The organism is Duganella phyllosphaerae (assembly GCF_001758785.1).
GTDB lineage: Bacteria > Pseudomonadota > Gammaproteobacteria > Burkholderiales > Burkholderiaceae_D > Rugamonas > Rugamonas phyllosphaerae.
The window spans coordinates 62,757-69,327 of record NZ_LROM01000097.1 but is presented as its reverse complement, the minus strand read 5'-3'; the positions used below and the strand labels follow the sequence as shown (position 1 = coordinate 69,327).

Annotated in this window: 6 protein-coding genes; 4 read left to right on the top strand and 2 right to left on the bottom strand. The window is 65.4% G+C overall.

The genetic code is table 11. The features are described from left to right. The first annotated feature begins 82 nt into the window (after positions 1–82). Together DUPY_RS17960 and DUPY_RS17955 are read left to right on the top strand one after the other, a co-directional pair. Positions 83–940: an MOSC domain-containing protein gene (locus DUPY_RS17960; protein ID WP_070249759.1), complete on the top strand. Its 858-nt coding sequence runs from the start codon at positions 83–85 to the stop codon at positions 938–940. A gap of 92 nt (positions 941–1,032) precedes the next feature. Next, positions 1,033–2,217, top strand: a complete 1,185-nt coding sequence (locus DUPY_RS17955) for a GGDEF domain-containing protein (protein WP_070249758.1) — start codon at positions 1,033–1,035, stop codon at positions 2,215–2,217. 4 nt (positions 2,218–2,221) lie between these two features. On the opposite strand, the gene bluB is transcribed toward DUPY_RS17955, so the two are convergent. Further along, positions 2,222–2,884, bottom strand: coding sequence for a 5,6-dimethylbenzimidazole synthase (bluB, locus tag DUPY_RS17950; protein WP_070249757.1), 663 nt, complete (start codon positions 2,882–2,884; stop codon positions 2,222–2,224). A gap of 37 nt (positions 2,885–2,921) precedes the next feature. After that, positions 2,922–4,904: a monovalent cation:proton antiporter family protein gene (locus DUPY_RS17945; protein WP_070249756.1), complete on the bottom strand. Its 1,983-nt coding sequence runs from the start codon at positions 4,902–4,904 to the stop codon at positions 2,922–2,924. A gap of 126 nt (positions 4,905–5,030) precedes the next feature. Between DUPY_RS17945 and DUPY_RS17940 the strand changes: the two genes are divergently transcribed. Next, positions 5,031–6,029 carry a KpsF/GutQ family sugar-phosphate isomerase gene (locus DUPY_RS17940; RefSeq protein ID WP_084640777.1) on the top strand — a complete coding sequence of 333 codons (999 nt, stop codon included), beginning with the start codon at positions 5,031–5,033 and terminating at the stop codon, positions 6,027–6,029. Continuing rightward, on the top strand, positions 6,029–6,565 hold the full coding sequence (locus tag DUPY_RS17935) for a KdsC family phosphatase (RefSeq protein ID WP_070249754.1): 537 nt from the start codon (positions 6,029–6,031) through the stop codon (positions 6,563–6,565). Before DUPY_RS17940 ends, DUPY_RS17935 begins: the two co-directional genes overlap by 1 nt. The last annotated feature ends 6 nt before the right edge of the window (positions 6,566–6,571 follow it).

Below are 6,571 nucleotides of genomic sequence, written 5' to 3'. Positions count from 1 at the left end.
GGGCGCTGCACGCGCCCCCCGCGCCTGTACCCAGCCCTGCAACACTCACCGCGCGCTGGTCGCGCAGCTTTTGGCGTGTGCCATGCCCATCCTCTCCGACCTCATTCTCTACCCGATCAAATCCTGCGCCGGCCTGTCGCTGCCGCAAGCACGGCTGACCACGGCCGGTCTCGCCACGCCCGATGGACAGATCTTCGACCGCGAATGGATGGTGGTCGATGCCAATGGCCGTTACCTGACGCAGCGCGATTTTCCGCGCATGGCGCTCATTACACCCACCTTGCAGGAGCACACGCTGGCGCTGGCCTTCCCCGGCATGGCGGCGCTGGAACTGGCGCTGGCCCGGCCCGATCCGGCTTTGGCCGCCACGCGCCGCGTGCACATCTGGGACGAAAGCCTGAGCGCCTATGACTGCGACGACGCGACCGCCGCCTGGTTCAGCGCGGCGCTGGGTGTGCCATGCCGCCTGGTGCGCTTCCATGCCGAGGCCGTGCGCGTGGTCAGCCAGAAGTGGACCGGCGGCGTGGCCGCCACCACGCTGTTTTCCGACGGTTTTCCGATCCTGGTGATCGGCCAGGGCTCGCTGGACGACCTCAACGACAAGCTGCGCGGCGCCGGCCGTGCGGCCCTGCCGATGAACCGCTTCCGGCCGAACGTGGTGCTTGCCGGCATCGAAGCCTTCGAAGAAGACTACACCGACACCTTCCAGATCGGCGACGTCACACTGAAACCCGTCAAGCCGTGCCCGCGCTGCCCGATGCCATCGGTCGACCAGGCCACCGGCGAGTTCGGCCCCGACCCGCTCGAGATCCTGCAAAGCTACCGCGCCAAGCCCGAGCTCGATGGTGCCTTGTGTTTCGGTATGAACGCCATCGTCACCGCCGGCGACGGCCTGCTGGTGCAGGTTGGCCAGGAAATCGAGGTTGCGCTGGCGTTTTAATGCACTTCCGGCCGCCGAGCCATTCCCAAGCGGAACAACTTGGCGTAATGTTATGCAAGACATGAATTCGGTTGAAGGGCAGGGGATTATTTATGACGCAGACTGCAACGGGCAAGTTCGCGCCAAACATGGACCAGGCAGCGCACGACGCTGAACTGGTCGACAAGTTGGCCACAGAAAACCAGGCTCTGCGCGCCCGCATGGCCTATCTGCTGGAACAGGCTGAACGCAACCATTCGATCATGACGCGCCACCAGGCGTTCGACCTGAACATCGTCAGCGCCGGCAATTTTCCTGAACTGGTGGGCACCATCCTCAGCGTGCTGCCGGTGATTTCCGAACTCGACGCGGTCACGCTTACCCTGCTGGACGAGGGCGCCGATATCCGCACCGTCATGCTCAAGCTCGACGTGGTATTCGCGGATTTTCCCGACCTGATTTTTGTCGAAGCGCTCGAGGCGCTCGGCTTCGAACTGGCAGAGCGCACGACCACCTCGCCGCCGCCCAAGCCGCTGCTGGGCATGTTCGATGCGCAGCGCCATGGCGCCGCGTTTCCCAACGCGCCGGCGGGGCTGCAAAGCGTGGCGCTGGTGCCGCTGCTGCGCAACAAGCGCATCATTGGCAGCCTCAACCTGGCCAGCCGCGATCCCACCCGTTTTACGCCCAGCCTGGGCACCGATTTCGTCGAGCACATGGCGTCGATCGTCGCCATCTGCCTGGAAAACGTCATCAGCAACGAGATGCTCAAGTACATCGGGCTGACCGACTCGCTCACCGGCGTGTATAACCGCCGCTACATCGACCGCCGCCTGCTCGAAGAAATCGCCCGGGCCCGGCGCCAGGCGTATCCGATCTCGTTCATGTACATCGACGTCGACCATTTCAAGCGCGTCAACGATACCGTTGGCCACGGCGGGGGCGACGAGGTGTTGCGCGAAGTGGCCACCCGCATCAAGAACGAGCTGCGCACCTCGGACGCACTGGCGCGCTTCGGCGGCGAGGAATTCGTGGTGCTGCTGATCGACGCGCCGCTCGACAGCGCCGCCTTTGTCGCCGAGCGCATCCGCGCCGGCATCGCCAACACCATGATCGCGCTCACGCCCGAGCTGCAAGTATCGGTGACGGTGTCGATCGGCGTGGCAGCCCTGCATCCGGGCGAAGCGGAAGGCGACCCGGCCGCCATCGCCCGCGCCTGGGTTGCCGCCGCCGACCTGCGCCTGTACGCCGCCAAGGAGGCGGGGCGTAACCGCGTGGTGAGCACGGCGCCGGCGGAGTGACCGGTTACAAAGTTTTTTGCCCGCCGGTGTTGGACCAACTATCCACCGCCACCAGCGATTCCAGCTCACGCCGCGTGTCCCATCCCTCCAGCTCCAGCATCGGCCTGGGATAGAACTGCTCCACGTGTCCCAGGCACAGCACCGCCACCGGCCGCGCGCCTTGCGGCATGGCCAGCAGTTGCGCCAGTTGCTCGGGGTCGAACAGCGACACCCAGCCCATGCCCAGGCCTTCGGCGCGCGCGGCGAGCCACATGTTCTGGATCGCGCAGGCGACCGACGCCAGGTCCATTTCCGGCAGTGTGCGGCGGCCGAATACGTGGGCTTCGCGGCCATCGGCCAGCGCGACGACGAACAGCGCGCCGCACTCGCGGATGCCCTCCACTTTTAGCCGCATGAATTCTGCGCCGCGCTCACCCAGCGCCTCGGCCGTGTTGCGCTGTTCGGCTTCCACCAGGTTGATGATGGCCTCGCGCAGGTCAAGGCTGGCGATGCGGATAAAGCGCCACGGCTGCATATAGCCCACGCTGGGCGCCTGGTGCGCCGCCTGCAGCAGGCGCGCGATGACCGCCTCGTCCACTGCGCCGGGGACGAAGTGGCGCACGTCGCGCCGCTCCTTGATGACGCGATAGACGCTGTCGATTTCTTGTTGCGTGAATACTGCGGACATGACTGCCTTGCTAATGGGATGAAGCCACAGCGCCGGATCAGCGCAGCAGCAAATTCTCGGCGCGCGCCACGGCGTCGGCGGCGCCGCGCAGCACCACCACGTCGCCGGCGGCGAGGACGGTCTCCGGCCCGAACTCGATCACCTGCTTGCCGCGGCGGATGCTGGCGACCACGGCGCCACTGTCGGCCAGCAGGCACTGGCCCAGCTGCTTGCCCACGCTGGGCGTGTTCTCGGCCAGCGTGACCGGGTGCAGGCGGTCGAGGTCGGCGTCTTCGCCGACGTCGGAAAAACCGTGGAAGAAGCCGCGCAGCGAGGCGTAGCGCGCCTCGCGCGCAGCCTGCACGCGGTGCACCACCTTGCGCAGCGGCACGCCCAGCATTACCAGCGTGTGCGAGGCGAGCATCAGGCTGCCTTCCATCAGTTCCGGCACCACTTCGGCGGCGCCGGCGGCCTTCAAGGCGTCGAGGTCGGTGTCGTCGTGCGAGCGCACCAGCACCGGCAAATTGGGCGCCAGCAAATGCACCTGGTGCAGCACCTTCAGCGCCGACGGCGTGCTGGCGTACGTGATCACCACCGCGCTGGCGCGGTAGATGCCGGCCGCAACCAGGCTTTCGCGCCGCGCGGCGTCGCCGTACGACACTTGCAGGCCGGCCGCCTGCGCCACCTGCACCCGCTCGGGATCGAGGTCAAGCGCGTGGTAGTCGATCTTTTCTTCCGACAGCAGGGTGGCCAGGCTCTGGCCACTGCGGCCGAAGCCGGCCAGGATCACGTGCTTGTTGGTGGACATGGTACGGCTGGCGATCTTGGTCAGCGCCAGCGACTGCATCATCCAGTCGTTGCTGGCCAGCTTCATGACAATCTGGTCGGACTTGGCGATGATGAACGGCGCCACCAGCATCGACAGCACCATCGAAGCGAGCACCACTTGCGTGAGGAACGGGTCGATCAGCTTGTTGCCGCTGGCCAGGTTGAGCAGCACGAAGCCGAACTCGCCGGCCTGCGCCAGCGCCAGGCCGGTGCGAATCGACACGCCGTCGCTGGAACCGAACAGCTTGGCCAGCGCGGCGATCAGGGCGAACTTCACCAGCACCGGACCGATCAGGAGGATCAGCACCAGCCACCAGTTGTCGATCACCATGCTGACGTTGAGCAACATGCCCACCGTGATGAAGAACAGCCCCAGCAGCACGTCGCGGAACGGCTTGATGTCTTCCTCCACCTGGTGCTTGTACTCGGTCTCGGAAATCAGCATGCCGGCCACGAACGCCCCCAGGGCCAGCGACAGCCCGGCCTGCTCGGTGATCCACGCCGCGCCCAGCGTGATCAACAGCAGGTTGAGCATGAACAGCTCCTGCGAGCGGCGCTTGACCACGATGGTAAACCAGCCGCGCATCAGGCGGTGGCCGACGAACAGCAGCAAGGTCAACACGATCACCGCCTTCAAACCGGCCCAGGCCAGGGTTTCAGCCAGCGCATCGGGACGCTGGCCCAGCGACGGGATCATGATCAGCAGCGGCACCACGGCCAGGTCCTGGAACAGCAAGATGCCGATGATCTTGCGGCCATGCTCGCTCTCGAGTTCGAGCCGCTCGGTGAGCATCTTGACCACGATGGCGGTGGACGACATCGCCAGCGCGCCGCCCAGGGCAAACGCGCCTTGCCAGCTGATGTGCAGGTGGGCGGGCAGCTGGGTGGCGATGGTCCAGCCGAACAGCAGGGTGGCGACGATGGTAAACGCCACCTGCGCCAGCCCGAGGCCGAACACGATGCCGCGCATGGCCAGTAGCTTGGGCAGGGAGAATTCGAGCCCGATCGAGAACATCAGGAACACCACGCCAAACTCGGCCAGGCCGTGGGTGGCCTCGCTTTCCATGGCCCAGCCGAGCGCGTGGGGGCCGATCAGGATGCCGACGGCCAGGTAGCCGAGCATGGGCGGCAGGTGCATCATGCGGAACGCCACCACGCCCAGCACGGCGCTGCCTAATAACACCAGGGTCAGTTCGAGCGGGGAAAACGTCATGTTGCCGTAGCCGTCAGTTTTTTATTCAGTGGTTTCGCCCCACGCAGGCGCATTGTTTCGACTGGCAAGTTTTTTGCTTTCTTAATTCGGCTATACTTGGGTATGAGTGTAACCCATGAAAAAACAATGCTGAAAGCTTTTGACGCAAAAATGGCCGCGCACGCGCTGCAGTTGGCCCGTGAAACGTTGCAAAACGAGGCCGCCGCCATTACTGCCCTCGAGCAGCGCATCGATGCCGACGACAGCGTCGCCCGTGCCATCGAGCTGTTGTTAAATTGCAAAGGCCGGGTGGTCGTCTCCGGTATCGGCAAGTCCGGCCATATTGCCCGCAAGATGGCCGCCACGTTCGCCTCCACCGGCACGCCGGCGCTGTTCGTCCATCCGGCCGAGGCTGCCCATGGCGACCTGGGCATGGTCACCGCCGACGACGCCTTCATTGCGATTTCCTACTCGGGCGAGAGCGGCGAGTTGATGACCATCTTGCCGGTGGTCAAGCGCATGGGCAGCAAGGTCATCGCGATCACCGGCAAACCCGGTTCCAGCCTGGCCAATATCGCCGATGTGCACTTGAATGTCGCCGTGGCCAAGGAAGCGTGCCCGATGAACCTGGCGCCGACCACGTCCACCACCGTCACGCTGGCGCTGGGGGATGCTTTGGCGGTCGCCTTGCTCGACCTGCGCGGCTTCAAGGAAGAAGATTTTGCCCGTTCGCACCCGGGCGGCGCGCTGGGCCGGCGCCTGCTTACCCACGTGCGCGACGTCATGCGCAGCGGCGCCGATGTGCCGAAAGTCCGCGCCGACGTCAAGCTTACCGACGCGTTACTCGAAATCACCCAGAAGGGCATGGGCATGACTGCCGTGGTCGATGCCGACGACAAGCCGATCGGCGTGTTCACCGACGGCGATCTGCGCCGCATGATCGAAAAAGTGCAGGACTTCACCCGTGTCGTGATCCGCGACGTGATGCATCCGAACCCGCGCAGCATTGCGCCGGAAAAGCTGGCAGTCGATGCCGTGGCCGTGATGGAACAGTTCCGCATCAACCAGATGCTGGTGACCGATGCCGACGGCAAGCTGGTCGGCGCCTTGCACATCCACGACCTCACACGCGCCAAGGTGATCTGATGACCGAATCGACCATGACCATGCTCGAGCGCGCCGTGCGCGTCAAACTGATGATTTTCGACGTCGACGGCGTGCTCACCGACGGCAGCCTGCACTACGGCGCCGACGGCGAAGCGCTCAAGACGTTCAACGTCTACGACGGCCTGGGCATCAAGCTGTTGCAGGAATCCGGCGTGCAGACCGCCATCATCAGCGCGCGCACGTCGCCGCAGGTGATCAAGCGCGCGGCCGACCTGGGCATCAGTTACCTGCACCAGGGCGGCCACGACAAGCTCACGCCGTTCAAGGCGCTGCTGGAAAAGACCGGCTTGACGGCCGAGCAGGTCGGCTTCATCGGCGACGACGTGGTCGATCTGCCCATCATCGCCCGCGTCGGTTTCGCGGTGGCGGTGCCGAACGGCCGGCCCGAAGTGCTGGCGCGCGTGCACCACGTCACCACCGCCCAGGGCGGGCGCGGCGCGGTGCGCGAAGTGTGCGAACTGCTGTTGCAGGCGCAGGGCACGCACGCGGCCGTCATGGCGCAATTCATGGTGTAACGGAGA